This is a genomic window from Rhizobacter sp. P2_G4 (assembly GCF_056403575.1).
Genome location: NZ_JBFUFG010000016.1, coordinates 1 through 22,558, shown reverse-complemented (window position 1 = coordinate 22,558; position 22,558 = coordinate 1). Strand labels below are relative to the sequence as shown.

At 66.4% G+C, this 22,558-nt stretch carries 19 protein-coding genes; 14 read left to right on the top strand and 5 right to left on the bottom strand.

What is annotated here, in order from left to right; all coding sequences use genetic code 11:
• Positions 1 to 16 precede the first annotated feature (16 nt).
• From AC1DYS_RS30030 to AC1DYS_RS30010, 5 genes are all read right to left on the bottom strand, one after another.
• The gene (locus AC1DYS_RS30030; protein ID WP_477905407.1) at positions 17 to 2,254 is read right to left on the bottom strand and encodes a TonB-dependent receptor plug domain-containing protein; all 2,238 of its coding nucleotides are present in this window, start codon (positions 2,252 to 2,254) and stop codon (positions 17 to 19) included.
• Between the two features lie 172 nt (positions 2,255 to 2,426).
• Entirely contained in the window at positions 2,427 to 3,902 is a 1,476-nt protein-coding gene (locus AC1DYS_RS30025; protein ID WP_477905405.1) for a sigma-54 interaction domain-containing protein, read from the bottom strand.
• Positions 3,903 to 3,945: 43 nt separating this feature from the next.
• Positions 3,946 to 4,392, bottom strand: coding sequence for a PaaI family thioesterase (locus AC1DYS_RS30020; protein WP_477905403.1), 447 nt, complete (start codon positions 4,390 to 4,392; stop codon positions 3,946 to 3,948).
• The gene (locus AC1DYS_RS30015) at positions 4,392 to 5,534 is read right to left on the bottom strand and encodes an acyl-CoA dehydrogenase family protein (protein WP_477905401.1); all 1,143 of its coding nucleotides are present in this window, start codon (positions 5,532 to 5,534) and stop codon (positions 4,392 to 4,394) included. Before AC1DYS_RS30015 ends, AC1DYS_RS30020 begins: the two co-directional genes overlap by 1 nt.
• A gap of 111 nt (positions 5,535 to 5,645) precedes the next feature.
• Complete coding sequence (locus AC1DYS_RS30010; protein WP_477905399.1) at positions 5,646 to 6,866, bottom strand: acyl-CoA dehydrogenase family protein; 1,221 nt, start codon at positions 6,864 to 6,866, stop codon at positions 5,646 to 5,648.
• A 317-nt stretch (positions 6,867 to 7,183) separates the two neighbouring features.
• Between AC1DYS_RS30010 and AC1DYS_RS30005 the strand changes: the two genes are divergently transcribed.
• The 14 genes from AC1DYS_RS30005 (at position 7,184) to AC1DYS_RS29940 (ending at position 22,022) form a co-directional block, all read left to right on the top strand.
• Positions 7,184 to 9,289 (top strand): 3-hydroxyacyl-CoA dehydrogenase NAD-binding domain-containing protein, encoded by a 2,106-nt coding sequence (locus AC1DYS_RS30005; RefSeq protein WP_477905397.1) that lies wholly within the window; start codon positions 7,184 to 7,186, stop codon positions 9,287 to 9,289.
• Positions 9,290 to 9,397: 108 nt separating this feature from the next.
• A complete protein-coding gene (locus AC1DYS_RS30000) occupies positions 9,398 to 10,579 on the top strand; it encodes an acetyl-CoA C-acyltransferase (protein WP_477905395.1) in 1,182 nt (393 codons plus the stop codon).
• 28 nt (positions 10,580 to 10,607) lie between these two features.
• Positions 10,608 to 11,693: a phosphotransferase gene (locus AC1DYS_RS29995; protein WP_477905393.1), complete on the top strand. Its 1,086-nt coding sequence runs from the start codon at positions 10,608 to 10,610 to the stop codon at positions 11,691 to 11,693.
• 54 nt (positions 11,694 to 11,747) lie between these two features.
• The gene (locus tag AC1DYS_RS29990; RefSeq protein ID WP_477905391.1) at positions 11,748 to 13,436 is read left to right on the top strand and encodes a long-chain fatty acid--CoA ligase; all 1,689 of its coding nucleotides are present in this window, start codon (positions 11,748 to 11,750) and stop codon (positions 13,434 to 13,436) included.
• A 61-nt stretch (positions 13,437 to 13,497) separates the two neighbouring features.
• Positions 13,498 to 14,487: a tripartite tricarboxylate transporter substrate binding protein gene (locus AC1DYS_RS29985; protein WP_477905389.1), complete on the top strand. Its 990-nt coding sequence runs from the start codon at positions 13,498 to 13,500 to the stop codon at positions 14,485 to 14,487.
• An 87-nt stretch (positions 14,488 to 14,574) separates the two neighbouring features.
• Entirely contained in the window at positions 14,575 to 15,330 is a 756-nt protein-coding gene (locus AC1DYS_RS29980) for an electron transfer flavoprotein subunit beta/FixA family protein (RefSeq protein ID WP_477905387.1), read from the top strand.
• Positions 15,331 to 15,343: 13 nt separating this feature from the next.
• Positions 15,344 to 16,288: an electron transfer flavoprotein subunit alpha/FixB family protein gene (locus AC1DYS_RS29975; protein WP_477905385.1), complete on the top strand. Its 945-nt coding sequence runs from the start codon at positions 15,344 to 15,346 to the stop codon at positions 16,286 to 16,288.
• 109 nt (positions 16,289 to 16,397) lie between these two features.
• On the top strand, positions 16,398 to 17,171 hold the full coding sequence (locus AC1DYS_RS29970) for a class II aldolase/adducin family protein (protein WP_477905382.1): 774 nt from the start codon (positions 16,398 to 16,400) through the stop codon (positions 17,169 to 17,171).
• A gap of 14 nt (positions 17,172 to 17,185) precedes the next feature.
• The gene (locus AC1DYS_RS29965) at positions 17,186 to 18,115 is read left to right on the top strand and encodes a 2-hydroxyacid dehydrogenase (RefSeq protein ID WP_477905380.1); all 930 of its coding nucleotides are present in this window, start codon (positions 17,186 to 17,188) and stop codon (positions 18,113 to 18,115) included.
• Positions 18,116 to 18,231: 116 nt separating this feature from the next.
• Complete coding sequence (locus tag AC1DYS_RS29960; protein WP_477905378.1) at positions 18,232 to 19,794, top strand: class I adenylate-forming enzyme family protein; 1,563 nt, start codon at positions 18,232 to 18,234, stop codon at positions 19,792 to 19,794.
• A gap of 66 nt (positions 19,795 to 19,860) precedes the next feature.
• Positions 19,861 to 20,202 (top strand): peptidyl-tRNA hydrolase Pth2, encoded by a 342-nt coding sequence (gene pth2, locus AC1DYS_RS29955; protein ID WP_477905376.1) that lies wholly within the window; start codon positions 19,861 to 19,863, stop codon positions 20,200 to 20,202.
• Positions 20,203 to 20,267: 65 nt separating this feature from the next.
• Positions 20,268 to 20,729: a GNAT family N-acetyltransferase gene (locus tag AC1DYS_RS29950; protein WP_477905374.1), complete on the top strand. Its 462-nt coding sequence runs from the start codon at positions 20,268 to 20,270 to the stop codon at positions 20,727 to 20,729.
• A 13-nt stretch (positions 20,730 to 20,742) separates the two neighbouring features.
• Positions 20,743 to 21,348 (top strand): pyridoxamine 5'-phosphate oxidase family protein, encoded by a 606-nt coding sequence (locus AC1DYS_RS29945; protein ID WP_477905372.1) that lies wholly within the window; start codon positions 20,743 to 20,745, stop codon positions 21,346 to 21,348.
• 2 nt (positions 21,349 to 21,350) lie between these two features.
• Positions 21,351 to 22,022 (top strand): glutathione S-transferase family protein, encoded by a 672-nt coding sequence (locus tag AC1DYS_RS29940; RefSeq protein WP_477905370.1) that lies wholly within the window; start codon positions 21,351 to 21,353, stop codon positions 22,020 to 22,022.
• Positions 22,023 to 22,558 lie beyond the last annotated feature (536 nt).

The following is a 22,558-nucleotide window of genomic DNA, read 5'->3' as shown; positions in this document are numbered from 1 at the left end:
CTTCAAGGCACTCGGCTCAGAGCTTCAACTCCAGGCGCAATTGCCAGTTGATGTACGACGGCTGCGTGGTCTGCGTGACGTCGCGCGAGTCGGCATCTTCGAAGCGACTGCCGGTCACGTAGTCGCGCGGCGCGAAGTTGCTGGCTGCCAAGCGCAGCTGGGCCGAGGGGTTGATCGTCCAGACGGCGAAGGCATCGCCCACCAGCTTGCGCTGCTGCTCGGCCCACTGCACTTCGCTGATGCGGGTGGTGTAGCCCGGCGTCCAGTTGATGTTGCCGCCGATGGTGAGCGGCAGGCCCACGAACTTGTAGTCCAGGCCGACGTTGGCGGTGCCATCGGGTTGCTGGTCGAGCCGGTTGTCGGGGCCGGGAATGGGTTTCACGCGCGACCAGAACAGGCTGGCGTTCGTGCGCACGTCGATCTTCGGCGCACCCTCGATCGCGTCGCTGAGTCGGAAGCGCGCTTCGAGCTCGATGCCCTGGGTGACCGCGTCGCCGATGTTTTCGGTGCGCGACACATAACGCGGCGTGCTCGTGTAGTTGACGGTCTGCAGCGAGGTGACGCTGCGCATGTAGTTGCTGATCTGGCGGTAGAAGACGTTGGCGCTGAGGATGCCGCCGCTCTGGATGTAGCGTTCGAACGCCAGGTCGAGACCCGTAGCCAGTTCGGGCTTCAGGCCCGGGTTGCCGACGCGGTCGGCCGAGGTCGGTGAGTTCTCCTGCGGGATGTCGTTCTTGTCGATCAGCGGGGCGCGGCTGTTGACGCTCGGCCTCGCGATCAGGTTCTGCAGCGAAGGCGAGCGGTAGGTGCGCGTGAGGCTCATGCGCACTTGGTCGCTGCCCTTGGGGTCGGGCTTCCAGACGGCATGCAGCAAGGGACTCCACACACTGCTGTTGTTGGAGACGTTGGACGATGCCGCGCCGGCGTCGAAGCCGTCGCTTCGGGTGCGGATGCCTTCCCAGCGCAGGCCGGCGTGGGCGGCCCAGTTGGGCGTGAGAGTCCATTCGTCTTGCATGAAGGCGGCGATGCGGATCGAGCGCGCCGAGAGGTTGTCGCCTGTGTCGCTGAGCAATGGCTTGTCGTCGTACAGCGTGTGGCCAGCATCGGTGCGACGGTTGGATTCGATCTCGGCACCGGAGACCAGGTTCTGGTCTCCGCCGAGCAATGAGGTGTATTTGCCGTTCAGCGTGAAGCTGGTGTCATGCGTGTCGGTGTGATCCACGCGGGTGTGCAGCACGCTGTCGGCCGCGTCGCGGTCGATTCGCTGCGAATCGGAATTCAGCCTGCCCTGCCCCACGCCGGCCTTCAACTCAAAGCGACCAGCCCCCTCGATCTGCTGCCGCCACTCGGCATTCAACCGCGCCATGCCGGAGCTGCTCTCGCCCGAGCCGCTGCTGTGGTCGTACGCCGCCGTGCCCTCGAACTTCTCGATGCGACTGCTGCGCTCGGAATGCCCGCTGGAATAGACCAGCAAGGGCTGCAGCATCAGAGACGTGCCCTTGTCACCGCGCCATTGCAGCCGGCCCGTGGCATGCAGCGAGTTGCGCTTCTCGCGTGACCACGCGGTCTCGCGCTGCGACAGCGTGGTCGTGCCGTCCGTCAGGTCCGTCTCTTCGGTGGTGGTGACGCTGTCGGTCTCGCGGTCTTGCCGGCTGGCGGAGAGCGAGAAGTTGTAGATCCAGTTGTCGATGCTGTCGTTGCGCGTCCACGAGATGCCAGGGTGCACGCGGCCATCTTCCATCGAGGCGCCCACGCGCAAGTTGTTGAGCTTCTTGCGGAAGCCTTCTCGTGTGACGATGTTGATCACGCCGGCGATCGCCCGCGCCCCGGTCTCGGCGGTGGGTGCGCGCATGACCTCGATGCGCTCCACCTGGTCGGGCTCGAGCGAGTCGATGCTGAAGCCCGGCGGCACGCGCTGCCCGTCGAGCAGGATCAGCGTGTAGCCGCTGCCCAGCCCGCGCATGCGAATCGCACCGCCACGCCCTGGCGCGCCCTGCGTGGTGACGCCCGGCAGACGCTTGAGCACCTCGCCCAGCGTGCTGTCACCGAAGCGCTCGATCTCCTCGCGACCGAAGACGATCTTCGCGGCGGTGGACTGGCGCCGCTCCTGCATGTCGCTGGCACGTGTGCCGGTGATCTCGACCGGTGCCAGCTTGGCCGCCTCTTTCGCAGCCGGCGCGGGTTCAGGCACAGCCTGGGTGGGCGGCGTGGCTGCGGGTTCAGTCTGCGCGTGGCTGGCAGCGGAAGCCAGCAAGGCCAGCACACTCAGGTGTCGAGGCAGCAGGGCATGTGATCGGAGTCGGCGGAGTGGTACGCGGGCGGGCATGGTGAATCAGAAAACAAAAGCCCCGAAGCATGCCTGGAACGCAGCGCCTGGTACCCAGCAAAACTCACGGAAAAGGTTTCCGCAAGGTAAAGACGCCGCCTCAGCCGGTCGCTTGCAGCAGGGGCAGCTTTTCGTACAGCGTCGCGCGCGAGATGCCGAGCAGCCGCGACGCCGCCAGCTTGTTGCCACCGGTGGCGGCCAGTGCCTCGCGAATCGCGCGGGCTTCGAGCTCGGCGATGGCCTGCGGCAGTGGGCGGATGGCCGCCGGCGCGCTGTTCGCTGCCGGGCCAGCGTAGGCCACGGCCTGCGGCTGCGCACGGCGCTCGATGGCCCCCGGTGTTCGCGCTTCACCCGACATCAGGCTCCTGAAGTGCACCGCGTCGAGCACCATGTCGTCGGTCATCAGGGTTGCCTGCTCCAGCACGTTGCGCAGCTCGCGGATGTTGCCGGGCCAGGTCTGTCGGCCCAGCAGGTCGAGCGCATCGGCCGTCAGCCCCTTGTGCGGCAGGCCGCTGCGGCGGGCGATGTCTTCGGCCAGGGTCTCGACCAGGGCTTCCAGGTCGGCCATGCGTTCGCGCAGCGCGGGCAGGCGAAGCGGCAGCACGTTGAGCCGGTAGAACAGGTCGGCGCGGAAGCTGCCGGCTGCCACCATGGCGGGCAGGTCGCGGCTGGTGGCCGCGATGATGCGCACGTCGACGTGCTGCACCGTGTTGCTGCCGAGCGGCTCGACCTCCTGCTCTTGCAGCACGCGCAACAGCTTGCTCTGCAAGGCAAGCGGCATGTCGCCGATCTCGTCGAGGAAGAGCGTGCCGCCGTCGGCCAGCTTGAACTTGCCTTCGCGGCCCTTTCGGTCGGCCCCCGTGTACGCACCCGGCGCCACGCCGAAGAACTCCGCTTCGAGCAAGGTGTCGGGCACGGCGGCGATGTTCACGCCGACGAAGGGCCGAGACGCGCGCATGCTCGCCGCATGGATGGCGTGCGCGAGCAGCTCCTTGCCGGTGCCGGTTTCGCCGAGCAGCAGCACCGTGCTGTCGGTCTGCGCGACGCGGCGCGCCCGGCGCTTCACTTCCATCGCCTGCGGGCTGGCGCCGATGAAACTGGCCACGGTGTACTTGGGCCGGCGTTGCGCGGCCAGCTGCTGGCGCGCGTCGTCGAGCTCGCGCTGCAGGCGGCTGAACTTCACCATCAGCGGCTGCATCGTGGTCTCGGGGTGGTCGAGCAGCACCATGCCCATCGCACCGATCACCTCGCCCTGCGCATTGCGCAGCGGCAGCCGGCTCACGAGAAAGGTGCCGGCGTGGTTGGTCAGCAGGTCGACCAGCATGGGCTGGCCGGTATCGACCACATGCGCCATCAGCGTGTTGGGCACGACCTCTTCGACACGCCGGCCGACGAAGTCGGACTCTTCATGGCCGAGGCTCGGCAAGAACTGCTTGTAGCCTTCGCTGATCCACACGATACGGTGATTGCGGTCGATGACGAACATCCCCATCGCCGACTGCGCGAGCGTGTCGAACATGCTTTGCGCGGCGAGCTTGAGCACGCCGTCGGCATCGGCTGGCAGGGTCGGGATCATGGCGGTGTCCTCTATGCGGACACTCTACTGCCGGGTTGCAGCCTCAGCCCTCAGGGACTTCCTTGTTGACGAGCGCCGGGCCCACCACGGCAAACACGCCGCTGCAGCGGAGCACCACGTGGTCGCCCACCCGCAGCTGGCATTCGGCGAACGACAGTCGCGCCCCGTGCTTGCGCACCTCGACATGCGCCTCGAGCCAGTCGCCCACCTTGACCGCACCGAGAAAGTCGGTGGACAGGTTCACCGACACCATCGGCTCCGATGGTTTGCGGGTGAGGTGCAGGTTGCGGCCGAGCGCGCTGTCGGCCAGCGTGACCAGCATGCCGCCATGGGCGATGCCGCGCATGTTGGTGTGCTTCTCGGCCACGCGCAGCGCGATGACGACCCCGCCGTCCGGCGCCGGGCGCTGGTACAGCGGGCCGGAGCTGGCCAGATACGGGCCGCCGGGGATCAGCGGCGTGTAGCCCTCGGGAACGGCGCCCTCGCTCATCAGGCAGCCAGCAAGGAATCGCTGAACTTGCCGAGGTGGTGGTCGGCGTCGCCGAAGGTGGCGTTGATGACCGTGAGCCGCTTGAAGAAGTGCGACACGATCAGCTCGTCGGTCACGCCCATGCCCCCATGCATCTGCACCGCGCCCTGCCCCACCGTGCGGGCGGACTGGCCAATGTAGGCCTTGGCAGCAGACACATTGCGGCGGCGCTCGGCCACGTCTGCCGATTCGACCTTCACCGCCGCGAGCAGCGCCATCGAGCGCGCGTGTTCGGTCGCAATGGCCATCTCGGCCATGCGGTGCTGCAGCGCCTGGAACTTGCCGATCGGCTGGCCGAACTGCTTGCGTGTTTTCAGGTACTCGAGCGTGGCGGCGTTCAGTGCCGCCATCACGCCGACGGCTTCGGCGCAGAGCGCGGCAATACCGCGGTCGATCGCATGCTCGATGGCGGGCAGCGCCTGGTTCACCGCGCCCACCAGCGCATCCGCACCGACCTTCACGTCTTTCAGCAGCACCTCGCCGGCGCGCTGGCTGTCTTGCGTGGCATAGGCACGCACCGTGATACCCGCCGCCTTGGCATCGACGACGAAGAGCGACACGCCGTTGGCGTCGAAGGCCGAGCCCGAGGTGCGTGCGGAGACCAGCAGCTTGTCGGCCGACGGCGCGCCCAGCACCACGGCCTTGTGCCCGCTGAGCGACCAGCCCGCGCCGTCCTTCTTGGACGTGGCGGCCACGTGGTTGGTGGCATAGCGCGCGCTAGGTTCACTGTGCGCGAGCGCGACCTGCAGCGTGCCTTGAGTGATGCCGGCAAGCAGCGTGTCACGCTGCGCCGGCGTGCCGATCTCGTTGATCAGGCTGCCAGCCAGCACCACCGTCGACAGGAAGGGCTCGAGCGCCAGGCTCGCGCCCAGCGTCTCGGCGATCAGCATCGTGTCGACGGCGTTGCCGCCCAGGCCGCCTGCCGATTCAGGGAACGGCAGCGCCAGGATGCCCAGCTCCGCATAGGTGGTCCAGGCTTCGGCGCTGTGGCCGAGCGGCGTCTTGGTGAGCGCGCGGCGCTGCTCGAAAGCGTAGTCCTTGGCGAGGTAGCGCTTCAGGCTGTCCTGGATGGCGGTCTGTTCTTCGGTGAGATTGAAGTCCATGGTGTTTTCCTTTGTTCGTTGGCTCCAGGGAAACGCCGGGCCGTTCCCAAGTTTCCTTGGCTCCCCCTGGGGGGCGGACGGCGCGAGGCGGCGGCCTTGGGGCTCACATTTCTAGAGGCCGAGGATCATTTGCGAAATGATGTTCTTCTGGATCTCCGAAGAACCGCCATAGATCGTTGTCTTGCGCGTGTTGAAGTACGCCCCGCTGGTACCGGCATCGCGCACCGTGAAGCTCTCGGCCAAGGGCTGCGAACTGCCGGCGAGGTCCTGGCCGTCGTGCAGCCACGGCACGCTGTAAGGCCCGAGCGCCTGCATGCACAGCTCGGTCAGCGTCTGCTGGATCTCCGAGCCCTTGATCTTCAGCATCGATGCCTCGGGGCCGGGCGCGTGGGCCTTGCCTTCTTCGGAGATGAGCTTGAGGTTGGTGATCTCCAGCGCCATCAGCTCCATCTCGACCTGGGCGATGCGGTCGCGGAAGCGCTGGTCTTCGATCAGCGGCTTGCCGTTGTCGCCGGCCTGGCGGCGTGCCAGGGACTTCAGGCGGCGCAGTGCCGCCTTCGAGCGGCCCACGCCGGCGATGCCGGTGCGCTCGTGGCCGAGCAGGAACTTGGCGTACGTCCAGCCCTTGTTCTCATCGCCCACACGGTTCTCGACCGGCACGCGCACGTTGTCGAACCAGACCTCGTTCACCTCGTGCTCGCCGTCGAGCATGATGATCGGCTTGACGGTGATGCCGGGCGTCTTCATGTCGATCAGCAGGAAGCTGATGCCCTCTTGCTGGCGGCCTTCGGTCGAGGTGCGCACCAGGCAGAAGATCCAGTCGGCGTACTGGCCGAGCGTGTTCCAGGTCTTCTGGCCGTTGACGATGTAGTGCTCGCCTTCGGCGTCGGTGCCGCGCACCGCGCGCGTCTTCAGCGAGGCGAGGTCGGAGCCGGCGCCCGGCTCCGAGTAGCCCTGGCACCACCAGTCTTCGGCGGAGATGATGCGCGGCAGGAAGTAGCTCTTCTGCGCCTCGTTGCCGAACCGCATGATCACCGGCGCCACCATCTTCAGGCCGAAGGGCAGCTGCATCGGCGTGCCGGCCTCGGCGCACTCGTCTTCGAAGATGTGGCGTTGCACCGCATTCCAGCCCGGGCCACCATGCTGCTCGGGCCAGCTCGATGCGCCCCAGCCCTTCTCGTACAGGATCTTCTGCCAGCGAACGATGTCGTCCTTGCCGCCACGCCCGCCGGTCTTCGCCCTGTCGCGAATGTCGGCCGGCAGATTGGCTTGGATGAAGCTGCGCACTTCATCGCGAAACTCCTGCTCTTCGGGGCTGTAATCAAGATTCATGGGTGGCTCCTGCGGCGTCACGTGACCGAATGGGGATTTCGATTCTGCATGGCAAAACGCAGATTTTGAAATCGGAACTTCTACCAAGCACCTTGAGGGAATCGCCGCCAATCGCCTGTCACACCGGTGACAGGCGCGGGTGAGCGCGCGGGATTCACCTTGTTTACAAGGTGCTCCCTGCTGGCTACGATGGTTGCCCTTTGCCTGAAATGTTCCGCATTGCAGAACATTGAACCGCTGTGGGACAAGCCGGGAAAAGACGCCCCGCTTTTCACCTCATCGCCGCCACCGCCAGCGCCATCCAGGAGCCTTTGCACATGAGCAACCCATCGACCTCCACCCAGTACGAAGTTCGCGGCAGCGTGGCCGTCGTCACGCTGGCCAACCCGCCGGTGAACGGCCTGGGCCATGCGCTTCGCGTCGGCATCCTCGAGGGGCTGGACAAGGCACTGGCTGACGACAAGGTCAAGGCGCTGGTGCTGATCGGCAGCGACCGCGCCTTCTCGGGCGGGGCCGACGTGAAGGAATTCGGTACGCCCAAGGCGAGCATGGAGCCCAACCTGCTGAGTGTGATCAAGGCGCTCGAGAGCTCGAGCAAGCCGGTGGTCGCAGCCATTGGCGGCATGGCGCTCGGCGGCGGCCTGGAGCTGGCGATGGGCGCGCATTTCCGCCTAGCGAAACCCGATGCGCAGCTCGGCCTGCCCGAGGTGAAGCTGGGCCTGCTGCCCGGTGCCGGCGGCACGCAGCGCCTGCCGCGACTGATCGGCCTCGAGGCTGCGCTCAACATCATCGTCTCGGGCGCGCCGACGCCGGCTGCCAAGTTCGAAGGGTCGCCACTGCTCGATGCCCTCATTCCCGGCGACCTGCTCGCAGGTGCCATCGCCTTTGCCGAGAAGGCCGTGGCCGACAAGCTGCCGCTCAAGCGCGTGCGCGACCTGAAGGTCAAGCCGGCGCTGCCGGGCAACGACGCGTTTCTGCAGTTCGCTCGCAACACCGTGGGCGCGGTGTCGAAGAACTTCCCCGCGCCGCTGCGCTGCGTGGAGGCGGTGGCGGCCTCAGTCACCAAACCTTTCGACGAAGGCATGAAGTTCGAGCGCGAGCAGTTCATGGCGCTGATGAACACGCCCGAGTCGCGCGCGCTGCGCCACGTGTTCAATGCCGAGCGCGCCGCGACCAAGATCCCCGACGTGCCGGAGAACACGGCGCTGCGCGACATAAAGCGCGTGGGCGTCATCGGTGCTGGCACCATGGGCGGCGGCATCACGATGAACTTCCTCAACGCAGGCATTCCGGTCGTGCTGCTCGAGACCAAGCAGGAAGCGCTCGACCGCGGCCTCGGCACCATCCGCAAGAACTACGAGAACTCGGCCAAGAAGGGCAAGCTCACCACCGAACAGGTGGAACAGCGCATGGCCCTGGTCACGCCCACGCTGAGCTACGACGCGCTGAAAGAGGCCGACCTGGTCATCGAAGCCGTGTTCGAGAACATGGACGTCAAGCAGCAGGTGTTCCGCACGCTCGACGAGGTGTGCAAGCCGGGCGCCATCCTCGCCTCGAACACCTCGTACCTCGACATCGACAAGATCGCCGGCTTCACCAAGCGCCCTGGCGACGTGATCGGCCTGCACTTCTTCAGCCCGGCCAACGTGATGCGCCTGCTGGAGATCGTGCGCGGCGCCAAGACCGCCCCCGACGTGCTGGCCACGAGCATGGCGCTGGCCAAGAAGATCAAGAAGATCGCGGTGATCTCCGGCGTGTGCGACGGCTTCATCGGCAACCGCATGCTGGCGCGCTACGGCGCTGCCGCGCAGGGCCTCATCAACGCCGGCGCGCTGCCGCAGCAGATCGACAAGGCCCTGGAAGGCTTCGGCCTGGCCATGGGCCCGTTCCGCATGGGTGACCTGGCTGGGCTCGACATCGGCTGGGCCACCCGCAAGCGCAAGGCCGCCGAAGCGGGCGTCGAGATGAAGGCCATCGTGGCCGACAAGCTGTGCGAAGCCGGCCGCTTCGGCCAGAAGACGGGTGCCGGCTGGTACCGCTACGAAGCCGGCAAGCGCGATCCGATCCCCGATCCGGTGACGGAGCAGTTCATCGCCGAGTACCGCGCGGCCAACGGCATCACGCCACGCAAGATCGACGACGCCGAGGTGGTCGAGCGCTGCATCTACGCGCTGGTCAACGAGGGCGCCCGCATCCTCGCCGAGGGCATCGCCGCTCGCGCGTCCGACATCGACCTCGTCTACCTCAACGGCTACGGCTTCCCGGTGCACCGCGGCGGCCCGATGCTCTATGCCGACATCGTGGGCCTGCCCAACGTCGTGCGCGCACTGCGCCGCTTTGCCGCCGAGCCGGGGGCCGATGCCTCCTGGCAGCCGGCACCGCTGCTGGTGAAGCTGGCGGAAGAAGGCAAGACCTTCAATTGATCTCCCCATGCCGTTCGGGCTGAGCCTGTCGAAGCCCTCGCATCGCGCCATGCAGGCCCTTCGACAAGCTCAGGGCGAACGGTCTTCAGAACACAAGGAATCTTCACCATGACCACCGAAGCCGTCATCGTCTCCACCGCCCGCACCGGCCTGGCCAAGAGCTGGAAGGGTGCCTTCAACATGACCTATGGCGCCACGCTGGCCGCCCACTCCATCGAGCATGCGGTCAAGCGCGCCGGCGTCGACGCGGCCGAAGTGGAAGACGTGTTCCTCGGCGGCTCGCTGTCCGAAGGCACTACCGGCGGCAACATCGCCCGCGTGGCTGCGCTGCGCGCCGGCTTGCCGGTCACTGCCGCCGGCGTCACCATCAACCGCTTCTGCTCGTCGGGCCTGCAGGCCATCGCGATGGCGGCGCACAGCATCATCGTCGACGGTGTGCAGGTCGCCATCGGCGGCGGCGTGGAATCGATCTCGTGCGTGCAGAACGAGAGCAACCGCCACATGCGCGCCGATCCGGCCATGCTGGAGATGAAGCCCGAGATCTACTGGAGCATGCTGCAGACGGCCGAGCAAGTCGCCAAGCGCTACAACATCAGCAAGGAACTGCAGGACGAATATGGCGTGCGCAGCCAGCTGCGTGCGGCGGCCGCGCAAGAGGCCGGCAAGTTCAAGGACGAGATCGTGCCGATGACCACGATCATGGGCGTGGCCGACAAGGCCGGCGGCCGCCTGACCACGCAGCAGGTGACCATCTCGACCGACGAAGGCATTCGCGCCGACACGACGATCGAAGGCGTTTCGAAGATCCGCTCGGCCCTGCCGGGCGGCGTGATCACGGCCGGCAACGCAAGCCAGTTCTCCGACGGCTCGTCGGCCTGCCTGCTGATGAACAGCAAGCTGGCCGAGCAGCGCGGCATCACGCCGATGGGCATCTTCCGCGGCTTCGCGGTGGCCGGCTGCGAGCCCGATGAAATGGGCATCGGCCCTGTCTTCGCGATCCCGAAGCTGCTGAAGCAGGCGGGCCTCAAGGTCAGTGACATCGGCCTGTGGGAGCTGAACGAAGCCTTCGCCGTGCAGGTGATCTACTGCCGTGACAAGCTGGGCATTCCCGACGACCGCCTGAACGTGAACGGCGGCGCCATCGCCGTGGGCCACCCCTACGGCGTGACCGGCTCGCGGCTCACCGGCCATGCGCTGATCGAAGGCAAGCGCCGCGGTGCGAAGTACGTGGTCGTGACCATGTGCGTCGGCGGCGGGCAAGGCGCGGCCGGCCTGTTCGAAGTGGTTTGATCCTCTGCGACGGAAGCTTCCAATCCCCATGAGCAAAGACACTTCGGCCACCCAGTTCAGCGGCACCAAGCCCGTCACGCCGCAGCACGCGTTCGACGTGCAGAAGCTCGACGCCTACATGCGCGAGCACGTGGCGGGCTTCAGCGGCACGCTGGCGGTGGAGCAGTTCAAGGGCGGCCAGTCGAACCCGACCTTCCGCTTAAGCGCCGGCGGCAAGAACTACGTGCTGCGCCGCAAGCCGCCCGGCGTGCTGCTGCCTTCGGCGCATGCGGTCGACCGCGAGTACCGCGTGATCAGCGCCCTCGCGAAGACCGACGTGCCGGTCGCCAAGGCCTACGCGCTGTGCGAAGACCCGTCCGTGCTCGGCACCGCGTTCTACATCATGGACTGCGTGGACGGCCGCATCCTCTGGGACCCGCTGCTGCCCGACTACGACAACGCCCAACGCGGCGAGCTCTACAGCGAGCTGAACCGCGTGATGGCCGCGCTGCACAGCGTGAACCCCGAAGCCATCGGACTCGGCGACTACGGCAAGCCCGGCAACTACATCGAGCGCCAGGTCGCACGCTGGACCAAGCAGTACAAGGCGGCCGAGACCGAGACGATCGATGCGGCCGACCGGTTGATCGAGTGGCTGCCGAAGTACATCCCGTCCGGCGATGAAGTGGCCATCGTCCACGGCGACTACCGTTTCGACAACGTAATCTTCCACCCCACCGAGCCGCGCATCCTCGCGGTGCTCGATTGGGAGCTGTCGACGTTGGGCCACCCGCTGGTCGACTTCGCCTACCACTGCATGACCTGGCGCATGAGCCCTGCCACCGGCCGCGGCATGGGCGACGCCGATCTGCCTTCGCGCGGCATCCCGCTCGAGTCGGAATACGTGGCGCAGTACATGCAACGCACCGGCCGCAAGAACAGTGTGTCGCCAGCCGAATGGAACTACTACATGGTGTTCAACATGTTCCGCCTGGCTGCCATCCTGCAAGGCATCGCGCACCGCGCGCAGCAAGGCAACGCGTCGAGCGAGCACGCCGTGGACTCGGGCAAGCGCGCCCGGCCGCTGGCCGAGCAGGCGTGGGCGTTGGCGCAGGAGATCGACGCGTCACGGTGAAGCGGACATTGGCGGTTTCCTCTTTTGAACGCTCTTCTTGACGAGAACCTAGCGATGTCAGATCGCCACCTTGCCCATTGGCCCCCAGGTTTGCCCCAGCACCTGACGCTGCCGCAGACCCACCTCTTCTACAACGCCGAGGTCTCGGCGCAGCGCTTCCCGGACAAGCCGTTCATCGTCTTCTACGACACGCCGCTCAGCTTCGCCGAGTTCAAGGACGAAGCGGAGCGCATCGCCGGCTACCTGCAGCAGGTGTGCGGCGTGAAGGCCGGCGATCGCGTGCTGCTGTACCTGCAGAACAGCCCGCAGTGGGTGTTGGCGTACTACGGCATCCTGCGGGCCAACGCCGTCGTGGTGCCGGTCAACCCGATGAACCGGACCGAAGAGCTGCGGCACTACGTGAAGGACAGCGGCGCGACCACTGCCTTCGTGCCGCACGACCTGTATGCGCAGATGGCGCCTCTGGTTGGCAATTCGGTCGGCGAAGGCCTTGAGCACCTGATCGTCGCGGCCTACAGCGACTACATCAAACGCCCCACCGACTTCAAGCTGCCGGAGTTCGTGGCCGCACCGCGCGACGACATCACCGATGCCGGCGCGCACCTGTGGAGCCAGGTGCTGGCAAAGAACCTGCGCCCCGGCCCGCTGACCGCCGGCCCCGACGACCTGTGCGTGATGCCCTACACCTCGGGCACCACCGGCCACCCGAAGGGCTGCATGCACACGCACCGCAGCGTGATGAGCACGCTGGTCGGGGGCGTGCAGTGGTTCAGCCGCACGCAGGACGCGGTGTTCCTGTCGGTGCTGCCCTACTTCCACGTGACCGGCATGGCCGGCAGCATGAACGGGCCGCTCTACATCGGCGCCACCATCGTGATCCTGCCGCGCTGGGACCGCGACGCCGCGGCCGAGTGCATGCAGCGCTACCGCGTGACGGTGTGGCAGGTCATCTCCACGATGATGATCGACTTCCTCTCCAACCCGCGGCTCGACGAGTACGACCTGTCGAGCCTGCAGGGCATCCGCGGCGGTGGTGCGGCCATGCCCCAGGCCATCGCCGCAAAGCTGAAGGAGAAGATCGGCCTCGACTATGTGGAAGGCTACGGCATGAGCGAGACCATGGCCGCCACTCACATCAACCCGCCGCAGCGGCCCAAGCAGCAGTGCCTCGGCATCCCGGTGTTCGACGTCGACGCGCGCGTGGTCGACCCGGCCACGATGCAGGAAGTGGCGCAAGGCGAAACCGGCGAGATCATCGTGCACGGCCCGCAGGTCATGGCCGGCTACTGGAACAACGAACAGGCCACGCGAGACAGCTTCATCGAGCTCGACGGCAAGCGCTTCCTGCGCACCGGTGACCTCGCGCAGGTCGACGAAGACGGCTACTTCTTCATGGTCGACCGCTTGAAGCGGATGATCAACGCGTCGGGCTTCAAGGTGTGGCCGGCCGAGGTCGAGGCGCTCATGTACCGCCACCCCGCTATCCACGAAGCCTGCGTCATCGGCACGCGAGATGCGAAGCGCGGCGAGACCGTCAAGGCGCTGGTCGTGTTGAAGCCGGAATTCCAGGGCCGCGTCAGCGAGCAAGACATCATGGCCTGGTCGCACGAACACATGGCGGCCTACAAGAGCCCGCGCATCGTGGAGTTCGTCGCCTCGCTGCCCAAATCGGGCAGCGGCAAGGTGCAATGGCGTGAACTCCAGGAGCAGGAAGCCGCTCGAACAGCGCCCGCATCGACCTGACGCCTCGGCCTCATCAACTCAGTTCAATTTCCACCGAAAATTCACTCAACGGAGACAAGCCTTGAAAACTTCTTCCCTGCCGACACTGCGCCGCGCGCTGTTGCTCGCTGCGGCCGGCGCGGCGCTGGCGGCCCCCTTTGGCAGCACGCACGCAGCCGACGCCTACCCCAGCCGACCCATCACGTTGATCGTGCCGTGGCCGGCCGGCGGGTCCACCGACCGCCACCACCGCGTGCTGGCCGAAATCGCCAGCAAGTACCTGGGCCAGAACATCATCATCGAGAACAAGCCCGGCGCGGGCGGCACGCTGGGGCCCAGCACCATGGCGCTGACCGCCAAGCCTGACGGCTACACCATCTCGCAGTACCCGATGGGCATGCTGCGCATCCCGCACATGCAGAAGGTGCAGTGGAGCCCGATCAACGACTTCACTTTCATCATCGGCGTGTCGGGCTACACCTTCGGCTTCGTCGTGAGGTCGGACTCGCCGTACAAGACCTTCAAGGAATACATCGAAGCGGCGCGCAAGGAGCCGGGCAAGATCGACTACGGCTCCACCGGCATCGGCACCAGCCCGCACCTGCTGATGGAAGAGCTGTCCGACAACGCCAAGGTCCAGCTGAACCACATCCCGTTCAAGGGCAATGCCGACCAGATGCAAGCCCTGATGGGTGGCCACGTGATGGCCGCCAGCGACGCCACCGGCTGGGACAAATTCGTCGACGCCGGCCAGATGCGCCTGCTGCTGACCTTCGGCGAAAACCGCACCAAGCGCTGGCCTCAGGTGCCCACCGCCAAGGACTTGGGCTACGGCATCGTGTCGCAGTCGCCTTACGGCCTCGTTGGCCCCAAGGGCATGGACCCTGCCATCGTGAAGACGCTGCACGATGCGTTCAAGAAGGCAATGGACGACCCCAAGCACCTCGAAGTCCTGGCCACGCTGAACCAGGACATGTGGTACCGCACCGGTGAGCAGTACAAGTCGTGGGCGATCGCCGCCTACGCCAAGGACAAGCTGCTGATCGACCGCCTGGGGTTGGCCGCCAAGTAACAGCCATCCGAGAATGACACGCGGCCCCGGAGGCCGCGGTCAACCGGGTGCCTGCATCGAATTTGTTTAACCGAGAAAGAGACTCCCATGAAAGCATTGGTAGCCGTCAAGCGAGTGGTTGACTACAACGTGAAGGTGCGGGTGAAGAGCGATGGCAGCGGGGTGGACATAGCCAACGTCAAGATGAGCATGAACCCCTTCGACGAGATTGCCGTCGAAGAGGCGGTTCGCCTGAAGGAGAAGGGCCTCGTCACCGAAGTCATCGCCGTCAGCTGCGGCGTCACCCAGTGCCAGGAGACCCTGCGCACCGCCATGGCCATCGGTGCCGACCGCGCCATCCTCGTCGAGACCCCCGCTGACCTCGAGCTGCAGCCCCTGGCCGTCGCCAAGCTGCTCAAGGCCCTGGTCGACAAGGAACAACCCGGCCTCGTCATCCTCGGCAAACAAGCCATCGACGACGACTGCAACCAGACCGGCCAGATGCTCGCCGCCCTCGCCGACCTGCCGCAGGCCACCTTCGCCAGCAAGGTCGAGCTCACCGCCGACAGCATCAGCGTCACCCGCGAAGTCGACGGCGGCCTGGAGACCTTGAAGCTCAGCCTGCCCGCCGTGGTGACCACCGACCTGCGCCTGAACGAGCCGCGCTACGTCACCCTGCCCAACATCATGAAGGCGAAGAAGAAGACCCTCGAGGTCCTCAAGCCCGAGGCCCTGGGCGTCGACGTCGCTCCCCGCATCAAGACCCTGAAGGTCAGCGAGCCGCCCAAGCGCAGCGCCGGCATCAAGGTGCCCGACGTCGCCACCCTGGTCGACAAGCTCAAGAACACCGCCAAGGTCCTGTGAGGAGAACAACACCATGACCACCCTCGTCATYGCTGAACACGACAACCACGCCCTCAAGGGCGGCACCCTCAACACCGTCAGCGCCGCCACCGCCCTCGGCGGTGAGGTGCACATCCTCATCGCCGGCAACAGTGCCGGCGACGCTGCCMAAGCCGCCACCCAGGTGGCCGGCGTCAGCAAGGTGATCCACGCCGACGCACCSCACCTCGACCACGGCCTGGCCGAGAACGTCGCGGCGCAGATCCTCACGCTCGTGGGTGATGGAGCCCAGAACTACAGCCACATCCTGTTCGCCGCCACCGCCGCCGGCAAGAACATCGCGCCGCGCGTGGCCGCCAAGCTCGACGTCGGCCAGATCAGCGACATCACCAAGGTGATCAGCCCCGACACCTTCGAGCGGCCGATCTACGCCGGCAATGCGATTGCCACCGTGCAGAGCCAGGACCGGGTCTTGGTCATCACCGTGCGCACCACCGGCTTCGACCCGGCGGCGGCCACCGGTGGCAGCGCCGCGGTGGAAACGACCAGCCCAGTCGCCGACAGCGGCAAGTCCAGCTTCCAGGGCTCGGAGATCGCCAAGAACGACCGGCCCGAGCTGACCGCCGCGAAGATCATCGTCTCGGGTGGACGCGCACTCGGCTCCAGCGACAAGTTCAACGAGGTGCTGACGCCGCTGGCCGACAAGCTGGGCGCGGCACTCGGGGCCAGCCGGGCAGCGGTGGATGCGGGTTACGCACCCAACGACTGGCAGGTCGGGCAGACGGGCAAGATCGTCGCACCGCAGCTGTACATCGCGGCCGGCATCTCGGGGGCCATCCAGCACCTGGCCGGCATGAAGGACTCCAAGGTCATCGTCGCCATCAACAAAGACCCTGAGGCGCCGATCTTTGCGGTGGCTGACTACAGTTTGGAAGCCGACCTCTTCACGGCCGTGCCCGAGTTGGTCAAGGCCCTCTGACACTCTGAGAACGCCCGTTCGGCCGAGCCAGCAACGGCTCTCTACAAGCACTTCGACAAGCTCGGTGCGAACGGGTAACGTGAAGCCACCCATCCTCAAGGAGACACCCATGAGCGCACCTGCATTGAGCATCCCTTCGATCCGCCACGAGGTGTCTCCCGAGGAATGGCAGGTGCGCGTGGACCTCGCGGCCGCCTATCGGCTTGTTTCCTTGTTCGGGTGGGACGACCTGGTCTTCACCCACATCTCGGCGCGCGTGCCCGGCCACCACGACCAGTTCCTGATCAATCCCTACGGCTTGTTCTTCGACGAGATCACCGCGTCGAGCCTGGTCAAGGTGAACGAGCAAGGCGCGCCGATGATGGAGACGAAGTTCGACGTGAACCCCGCCGGCTTCGTGATCCACAGCGCGGTGCATGAGGGCCGCCCTGAAGTGAACTGCGTGCTGCACACCCACACGCTGCATGGCACGGCGGTGTCGGCCCAGAAGAACGGGCTGCTCGCACTGTCGCAGACATCCACCTTCCCGCTCAGCTCGCTCTCGTACCACGACTACGAAGGCGTGGCGCTGCGCGACGACGAGAAGCCACGCCTCGTGAAAAACCTGGGCAGCAACAGCTACCTGATCCTGCGCAACCACGGCCTGCTGACCTGCGGCCGCACGGTGGCCGAGGCCTTCCAGGCGATGTACCTGCTCGAGACCGCGTGCCGCACGCAGATCCTCGCGCAGTCGGGCGGCGGCGAGCTGGTGCAGCTGCCACAGTCGATGATCGACCTCAACCGCGAGCAGGCCAAGGCCGCCATGAAGGGCAAGGGCGCCAACCTCGTGTGGCCGGGCCTGCTGCGCCGGCTCGACCGCCGCAACCCTGGGTACGACATTTAAGAAGCAAGGACCCCATGGCCATCCTGGTGCTGTCGAACCCTCTCCCGTCGGCACCTTTCGCCGCCGCCCTGCGTCAAGCCGCCCACGGCATTCCCGTCTGGACCGAGCAGGACGACCCGCCGCCCGAGGCGGTCGAAGCCATCCTCGCGTGGCGCATGAAGTCGGGCATTCTTTCGCAGTACCCCAATCTGCGCGTGCTGTGCTCCACCGGCGCCGGCGCCGACAAGCTGCTCGGCGTGGACGACCTGCCCGAGCACGTGCCGGTCACACGCGTGGTCGACCCGATGCAGGGCATGGAGATCGCGCAGTACGTCGTCGCCAACACGCTGCACATCACGCGCGACATGGCGCTCTACGCCGAGCAGCAGTCGCGCGCCAAATGGGAACGCCACCGCGTGCGCACGGCCATGCAGTGCCGCGTCGGCGTGATGGGGCTGGGGGCGGTCGGCCAGGCGATTGCGCGCGCCTTCCTGCCGCTGGGCTATCCGGTCGGTGGCTGGAGCCGCACCCCGCGCATGGTGCCGGGTGTGGCCACCTTTGCCGGCAATGAAGAACTGCCGCAGTTCCTGTCGCAGGCCGACATCCTCGTGTGCGCCTTGCCGCTGACCGAAGAGACGCGCGGGCTGCTGAACCACCACACGCTCGCGCAGCTGCCGCGTGGCGCCTTTCTCATCAACGTGGGCCGCGGCGAGCAGCTCATCGAGCCCGACCTGCAGGCGCTGCTCGACGGCGGCTACCTTGCAGGTGCAGCACTCGACGTGTTCGAACGCGAACCACCACCGCCCGACAACTGGGTGTGGTCGCATCCCAAGGTGGTGGCCACACCGCACATCGCCGCGCAAGCCTCGTTCGACACCGTGGCGCAGCAGTGCGTGGATGCATTGCGCCGCGCCCGCGATGGCTTGCCGCAACCCTTGGCGGTGGACCGCCACGCCGGCTACTGAACAGCGCGCACATTCAGTCCCGTCTTACGATCTGCCTCTCTACCCTGCCCTTCGCACCCCGTTCGCCCTGAGCCTGTCGAAGGGCGGTTTCAAACTTGAAGCGCAACGCCAGCACCATGGACTCCATTGCCTCCGCCTTCGAAAAAGATTTCGGCGTCATCGCCGAGCTGATCCACCGCCACGCCCAGCGGGACCCGGCGCACACCGCGATCATCGACAAGACCGTCCGCGTCACCTACGGCCAGCTCGACGCGATGATGGACCGCGTGGCCGCCGCGCTGAAGCGCGATGGCATCAAGCCGCAACAGGCCATCGCCATTTGCGGCCTCGCGTCGGTGCACTACGCCGCAGTTTTTCTCGGCGCGCTGCGTGCCGGTGTGGTGGTGGCACCGCTCGCCCCCGGTTCGACGATCGAGCAGCTCGCCGGCATGCTGAAAGACGCCGACGCCAAACTGCTGTTCACCGACGCCAACGCCGCCGAAGCAATCAGCGCCGCGCAGGCCGCCGACGTCACGCGCATCTCGATCGACGGCTCGCCCATCGGCATCCAGCTCGAAGAATGGGTCGCGCCGTTTGGCACCCCCTTCAAGGCCGTGACGCCAAAGCCCGACTGGGCCTTCAACATCATCTATTCGTCGGGCACCACCGGCACGCCCAAGGGCATCGTGCAGCCGCACGTCATGCGCTGGGCGCACGTGCGCCGCGGTGGCGGCTCGTTCAACTACGGCCCGAGTGGCACCACCCTGCTCGCGACGCCGCTGTACTCGAACACCACACTGGTGGTCTTCTTCCCCACGCTTGCCTGGGGCGGCACCGCGGTGCTGATGCCCAAGTTCGACGCCAAGGGTTACCTCGAGCTGGCGCAGAAGCACAAGGTCACGCACACCATGCTCGTGCCGGTGCAGTACCAGCGCCTGATGGCGCTGCCCGAGTTCGACAGCTTCGACCTCTCGTCCTACCAGTTCAAGTTCAGCACCAGTGCGCCCTTCAATGCAGCGCTGAAGGCCGACGTGCTCAAGCGCTGGCCTGGCGGGCTGGTCGAGTTCTATGGCATGACCGAAGGCGGCGGCAGCTGCATCCTGGAAGCGCACACCTACCCGCACAAGCTGCACACCGTGGGGCAACCCGCCGAGGGCCACGACATCCGCCTGATCGACGAAGACGGCAAGGAGGTGAAGCGCGGCGAGATGGGCGAGGTGGTCGGCCGCTCGGCCTCGATGATGACCGGCTACCACCAGCAACCCGGCAAGACACGCGACGCCGAGTGGACCAGCCCCGAGGGCCTGCGCTTCATCCGCACCGGTGACGTCGGCCGCTTCGACGAAGACGGCTTCCTCACGCTGTTCGACCGCAAGAAAGACATGGTGATCAGCGGCGGCTTCAACATCTACCCGAGCGACCTCGAAGCCGAGATGCGCCACCACGACGCCGTGGCCGACGTGGCCGTGGTCGGCGTGCCTTCGGAAGCGTGGGGCGAGACGCCCGTCGCCTACGTCGTCCGCAAGCCCGGCAGCGTGCTGAGCGAGACCGAGTTGCTCGGCTGGTTCAACCAGCGGGTCGGCAAGACACAGCGTCTGGCAAGCCTGCACTACATCGACGAGCTGCCACGCAGCGCGATTGGCAAGGTGCTGAAGCGCGAGCTGCGCGACAAGCACGTGGCCGTCAGCCAGGCGGCATGACGCTGCCGTCCGTCCGAAGAGCGAACACCGCCGTGCGCGGCACAACGGTGATCCAGTGACGCGGCCATGAAGCAGGTGATCGTCGTCAACGAAGCGCTGCGGCTGCCACGCGGCAAGCTGGCGGCGCAGGTGGCTCACGCCGCCGTCGCGTCGCTGCTGCATGCCGATGCGTCCTCGCAGCGCGCGTGGTTCGAGGTCGGCATGCCGAAGATCGTGCTCGCCAGCGATTCGCTCACCGAGCTGCTGGCGCTCGAGGCCAAGGCGCAGGCGGCCGGGTTGCCCTGTGCGCTGATCCAGGATGCAGGCCGCACGGTGATTGCCGCGGGCACGCAAACCTGCCTCGGCATCGGCCCCGCCAGCGCGGAGGCGCTGAGCGCCATCACCGGCGAACTCAAGCTCGTTCGCTAGAGGTCATCACTGCGGGGGACGTAGAGCGGTGGCACAGTAGGGCACACACATCACACAGGCTGCCCATGTCCACCGCCCTCACCGTTCGCGCCCTCGTCAAGGAAGATTTCCCACGCTGGAAGCCGCTCTGGGACGGCTACAACACCTTCTACGGCCGCCACGGCGAAACCGCGCTACCGGCCGAGGTGACGCAGATGACCTGGTCGCGCTTCTTCGATGCCTACGAACCGATGCACGCCCTGGTCGCCGAGAGCGACGGCGAGCTGCTCGGGCTGGTGCACTTTCTCTACCACCGCAGCACCACGCTGATCGCGCCGGTCTGCTACCTGCAGGACCTGTTCACCGTGCCGGCCGGGCGCGGCAAGGGCGTCGGCCGCGCGCTCATCAACGCGGTCTACGACCGGGCCGCCGCAGCGGGCTCACCGCGCGTCTACTGGCAAACGCACGAGACCAACACCGTCGCCATGACGCTGTACGACAAGGTGGCTGACAAGTCCGGCTTCCTGGTCTACCGCAAGGCGCTTTGAGGACACCCCTTCGATGAACATCGACACACTCGCACAGCTTCGGGCCTTGTATGCCGCACCCAAAGAGCGGTCGGTGAAGAAGCAGCTCTCGGCCCTGGACGCGCACTGCCGCAGCTTCATCGCGCTCTCGCCCTTCATCACGCTGGCGAGCTGCAATGCCGATGGCGCGATGGACTCATCGCCACGCGGCGGCATGCCCGGCTTCGTGAAGGTGCTCGACGATCGCACGCTGCTCATTCCCGATGCGCCCGGCAACAACCGGCTCGACACGCTGGAAAACATCATCGCCACCGGCAAGCTCGGCCTGCTCTTCCTGATCCCCGGTGTCGACGAAACCTTGCGCATCAACGGTGGGGCGAGGCTGTCGGTGCTGGATGCGCACCTCGCGGTGTTTGCCGAAGAGAAACACCGGCCGAAGGTGGTGATCGCCGTCGAGGTGGCAGAGGCTTACCTGCACTGCGCCAAGGCACTAATGCGCTCACGCCTGTGGGACGCATCGGCCCAGGTGCCGCGCTCGGTGCTGCCCACCATGGGCCAGATGCTCAAGAGCCACACAGGTTCGCCGGCACCGGCAGAAACGCACGAAGAGATGCTGGCGCGCTACGCCGGCGAGTTGTAGCCATGACAGCGCAGGCCGCCTCGCCGATGAACATGCCGCTCACGCTGTACGGCGCAGCAGGCTCGGGATCGATTGCCGTGGAGGCGGCGTTCACGCTGCTCGGCATTCCGTACACCTTGATCGAAGGTGCGACCTGGGCTGAGCCCTCGGCACGCGAGCGGGTGGCGCCGAAGAACCCGATGCGCCAGATTCCCACGCTCGTGTTCGCCGATGGCGAGGTGATGACCGAGAGCGCGGCGATCCTGCTCTACCTCGCCGATGCTTATCCGCAGGCTGGGCTTGCGCCAGCTCCATCTGACAGTCGGCGGCGTCAGTATTTGCGGTGGATGTCGTACGTGTCATCGGCCATCTACGCTCTGCTCTGGATCAAGCCGGACGTGCAGCGCATTGGCGCGCCGCCGTCGTTACGGGATTCGGTGGTCGATGCGGTGCACGAGCGCATTGCTTTCTGCTGGGGGCACATGGATGCGCAGCTGCAGCCTGGTCGCTACCTGCTGGGCGATGAGCTCAGTGTGCTGGATTTGTATGTGACGGTGGTGTCGCGGTTTGGGCCTTGGCGGCCGCGCTTTTATGAGGTGGCGCCGAAGATGTCGGCGGTGGTGCGTCGGGTGGATGCGGATCCGAGATTGGGGGATTTTTGGGCTGAGCGGTATCCGTTTGATGATGATGTTTGAGTCTTTGCTTCTGTGATGCCATGTGCCCACGCTCGGGACGGAGGTATTGAAGTCTCGCTTTGTCGTACCGTGTTCACTGGCGTGAGGCCGTGTCGGGATGTGCCCCCGACAGGGCAGTAACTTTCTTTTGCTTCGCCAAAAGAAAGTCACCAAAGAAAAGGCGACCCGACGGTGGCGGTCGGCCGGTGGCCGACTACTCTGCGGTGCTCGGGTTTTGGGGCCCGCGCCAAACTCGCTTCGCGGCCTTTGGCCGCTGCGCTCAGACAAACGGCGCGAAGTCAGTTGACGAAGCGCGCTGACGCGCGCGGCCCCAAAACCCTGCGCTCCTCGACGCCACCCACGGGGCCCAAGAGCAATGCGGTCGTTGCTTCGCAACATCCCTCCACCTCGCTTCGCATCGGGCGCGAGCGAAGCGATGCGTCCTCGTGCGATGCGCAGCGAGCCGAATCTGGTGTTCGTCTCCCCCTTCGGACGAGCTGAGCAGCACAGGGCTTTGCGGCGCGCGCGCAAGCGCGCATCCACAACTGACTTCGCGC

Coding starts and splice junctions, on each gene's coding strand:
- AC1DYS_RS29960 (WP_477905378.1), top strand. CDS start 18,232: ATGGACTCCATTGCCTCCGCCTTCGAAAAAGATTTCGGCGTCATCGCC.
- AC1DYS_RS29945 (WP_477905372.1), top strand. CDS start 20,743: ATGAACATCGACACACTCGCACAGCTTCGGGCCTTGTATGCCGCACCC.
- AC1DYS_RS30015 (WP_477905401.1), bottom strand. CDS start 5,534: ATGGACTTCAATCTCACCGAAGAACAGACCGCCATCCAGGACAGCCTG.
- AC1DYS_RS30010 (WP_477905399.1), bottom strand. CDS start 6,866: ATGAATCTTGATTACAGCCCCGAAGAGCAGGAGTTTCGCGATGAAGTG.
- AC1DYS_RS29950 (WP_477905374.1), top strand. CDS start 20,268: ATGTCCACCGCCCTCACCGTTCGCGCCCTCGTCAAGGAAGATTTCCCA.
- AC1DYS_RS29980 (WP_477905387.1), top strand. CDS start 14,575: ATGAAAGCATTGGTAGCCGTCAAGCGAGTGGTTGACTACAACGTGAAG.
- pth2 (WP_477905376.1), top strand. CDS start 19,861: ATGAAGCAGGTGATCGTCGTCAACGAAGCGCTGCGGCTGCCACGCGGC.
- AC1DYS_RS29940 (WP_477905370.1), top strand. CDS start 21,351: ATGACAGCGCAGGCCGCCTCGCCGATGAACATGCCGCTCACGCTGTAC.
- AC1DYS_RS29995 (WP_477905393.1), top strand. CDS start 10,608: ATGAGCAAAGACACTTCGGCCACCCAGTTCAGCGGCACCAAGCCCGTC.
- AC1DYS_RS29990 (WP_477905391.1), top strand. CDS start 11,748: ATGTCAGATCGCCACCTTGCCCATTGGCCCCCAGGTTTGCCCCAGCAC.
- AC1DYS_RS30020 (WP_477905403.1), bottom strand. CDS start 4,392: ATGAGCGAGGGCGCCGTTCCCGAGGGCTACACGCCGCTGATCCCCGGC.
- AC1DYS_RS30025 (WP_477905405.1), bottom strand. CDS start 3,902: ATGATCCCGACCCTGCCAGCCGATGCCGACGGCGTGCTCAAGCTCGCC.
- AC1DYS_RS30005 (WP_477905397.1), top strand. CDS start 7,184: ATGAGCAACCCATCGACCTCCACCCAGTACGAAGTTCGCGGCAGCGTG.
- AC1DYS_RS29965 (WP_477905380.1), top strand. CDS start 17,186: ATGGCCATCCTGGTGCTGTCGAACCCTCTCCCGTCGGCACCTTTCGCC.
- AC1DYS_RS30000 (WP_477905395.1), top strand. CDS start 9,398: ATGACCACCGAAGCCGTCATCGTCTCCACCGCCCGCACCGGCCTGGCC.
- AC1DYS_RS29970 (WP_477905382.1), top strand. CDS start 16,398: ATGAGCGCACCTGCATTGAGCATCCCTTCGATCCGCCACGAGGTGTCT.